The organism is Flavobacterium sp. CG_9.1, assembly GCF_015751645.1.
Classification (GTDB): domain Bacteria; phylum Bacteroidota; class Bacteroidia; order Flavobacteriales; family Flavobacteriaceae; genus Flavobacterium; species Flavobacterium xanthum.
On sequence record NZ_JADOVC010000066.1, the window covers coordinates 1 to 2,800 of the forward strand.

The following is a 2,800-nucleotide window of genomic DNA, read 5'->3' on the forward strand; positions in this document are numbered from 1 at the left end:
TCAATAAAAAAATGTAAATTTGAACAGAAATTAGCTCATTATTTTGTGGCACATCATGACCGGAATTAGTGGCACATCATGACTGGAATATACAAACAACTAAGTAAAGTTTTACTCAAAGAATATGATACCCCTCATTTATTTGCAAAAAAAGAATCCTTGATACAATCCTTGCAAAAAAAACAATCGGCCTCTTCGACCTGGATTTTGATTTTAATAGGTAGTCTCGGTGGGTTGATATGTTATCAATATTATTTGAAAAAACAATATCGTAAACGATTTGAGGCTATTATTCATCCTGCTACACCTATAGTAGCAAGTGGTACTAGAGCTGAAAAAAGCGATAGTGCAGCAGAGGAAAATAAAATGCAAGAGCAACAGTGGCTTCCAGTAGAGGTAGTTCAACAGTTATTAGAGAAGTTAGCCCAATTTGAACTTAACAAAGGATTCTTAGAAAAAACTATTTCGATTCAAAAAGTAGCTTTACAGTTAAATACCAACACCAAATACTTATCTAAAGTCATTAACGAACAAAAAGGAAAAACTTTTGTGTATTACATCAATGAACTCAGAATAAATGAAGCTGTGGTTCAATTGCAGGCCCAAATCATATTGCGTAATTATACTATGCCATACTTAGCTAATGAATTTGGTTTCAATTCTGCGGAAGCTTTTTCTAGCGCTTTTTATAAAAAATATAAAATTAAGCCTACTTTTTTCATCAAAGCACTAGAAAAAGAAAATTGATTGTAATAACTTTGTTTTTAGGGTATTGTGTTTTTTTTGACTATCGGAATTCCGTGAATTCCGAGAACAACTTTTAATTTTTATAGTAACAGTCAGCATAACCTTATACTTTTGTACTTCAATAATCAAAAACTGTATAAAATGAAAGCCGAAAAAAAACAAAAAGAAAACAAATCAAAGTTTAATTTAGAAAAAATGAAAGTAGCCCAATTGGATAATTTACATTTGATAAATGGGGGTGATAGTGCTATTATTGCAAATGGAGGCGATGATAAAACTATTACTCAGTCAAACAAAACAATGACGATAACCTTTTAGTTTTTTACAAAATTATGAAATCATTGATTCTATCATTTTTATTAGTTGCTATTTTAATAGGTTGCAGTTCGAGCAAAACTAGTACTGACCTAAATTTAAGTAAACACAACGCAGTTTCAATATATAAAAATTTAGATTCTTTGAATTGGTTTCATAAAGGGATAGATGAAAATGGTAATACGGGAATGTTTGTTAGCAAATGGAAAATGCAGAACATCCAAAAATTGCGATCCAAAGAAATTATTGTTGCGATTATTGATTCACCTTTAGATATCAATCACGATTTAATAAAGAACAAACTATGGATAAACAAAGCTGAAATTCCAAATAATGGTCAAGATGATGATAAAAATGGTTACGTAGACGACGTTAACGGTTGGAATTTTATTGGAACAAAAGACAATGGATACTTAGTTTTTTCAAATTTTGAGTTTGTAAGGATCTTAAAAGAATGGGGGGATTTGAAAACCAACCAATTTGTTAAAAAAGAATTAGGTAATGAAAAAGAATATGTTCGAGCACTAAGAAAGTTTAAAGAACAGCATTTTTATTACGAAAACTGGCTGAAATCATTAGAATATAGTGTAAAAACATATCCAGCAGCCAAAGATAGTTTAAGACATTATTTTCCGAACGAGAACTATACCTACCAACAGCTGGACAGCATGTATATAAAACACAAAATCAATGATAAGACCTTCAGACAAAGAAGGGAAGATCTTGATTTTGATCTGGGAGCAATGATAGCTTTTATGAAAGCAAGACTTGATTTTGGAGAAAAGTCATTAAAAGAGGTGGAAAATAGCAAGCAAGAGGTGGACTCCATCTTAAATAAATCCTTAAACCTTAAATTCAATGAGCGCCTTTTAATAAAGGATAGCTCGGGTAAATTTGAGAAAGGCTATGGTAATAATAGACTTTCTACAAATATTGAAGGAAAAACAACTACGTATAATCACTCCACTAAAGTTTCCGGGATAATTGCAATGATTGTATCTGCAAACGTAAAGATAATGCCATTGATAATTGCTTCAAACGGTGATGAGCATGATAAGGATATTGCTATGGCAATACGATACGCTGTAGATAATGGAGCTAAAATTATTAATATGTCATTCGGCAAAGAATTTGCTTTGAGCAACGATTTGGTTTACTCAGCTATGAAATATGCTGCTAATCACGATATTTTACTGATACATGGTGCAGGAAATGATAGCTTTAATGTAGATGAAAACCCTAACTTTCCAACAGATATCGACTTGCAGGATGGTGCAAAAGAAGTTGTAGGTAATTTTATAAACGTAGGAGCTAGCACTGCTATTAATGATAGCACCTTGGTAGCTTCCTTTTCTAATTACGGTAAAAAAAATGTAGATTTGTTTGCGCCAGGTGATCAAATTTATACATCGACCGGAGGTAACAGGTACGGTTATGACTCAGGTACTTCATTAGCAGCACCTATGGTTTCTGGAACAGCTGCTTTGATTTGGTCGTATTATCCTAAACTTAGTGCTAAGCAAGTTAAGGAGATTATTCTAGAGTCGGGTACGACTTATGATTTGAAGGTTTTGATCCCAGGCGGTGAAGGCAAAAAAGTCAAATTTTCTGAACTCTCTAAATCAGGGAAAGTATTAAATGTTTATCGAGGTGTTCACTTATTTACTTATTATAATATTTTGATATAAAACCTTTTGAGTATTCATCATTCTGTTTATAAGTAGGTCAAATATTTTTT

General features: G+C 32.1%; 3 protein-coding genes. All 3 read left to right on the top strand.

The window, feature by feature from the left end; translation table 11 throughout:
• Positions 1-255 precede the first annotated feature (255 nt).
• The 3 genes from IWX83_RS16960 (at position 256) to IWX83_RS16970 (ending at position 2,750) form a co-directional block, all read left to right on the top strand.
• A complete protein-coding gene (locus IWX83_RS16960; RefSeq protein WP_196831339.1) occupies positions 256-747 on the top strand; it encodes an AraC family transcriptional regulator in 492 nt (163 codons plus the stop codon).
• A gap of 141 nt (positions 748-888) precedes the next feature.
• On the top strand, positions 889-1,065 hold the full coding sequence (locus IWX83_RS16965; protein WP_175547774.1) for a hypothetical protein: 177 nt from the start codon (positions 889-891) through the stop codon (positions 1,063-1,065).
• A gap of 14 nt (positions 1,066-1,079) precedes the next feature.
• Positions 1,080-2,750 (top strand): S8 family serine peptidase, encoded by a 1,671-nt coding sequence (locus IWX83_RS16970; RefSeq protein WP_196831340.1) that lies wholly within the window; start codon positions 1,080-1,082, stop codon positions 2,748-2,750.
• Positions 2,751-2,800: the final 50 nt, after the last annotated feature.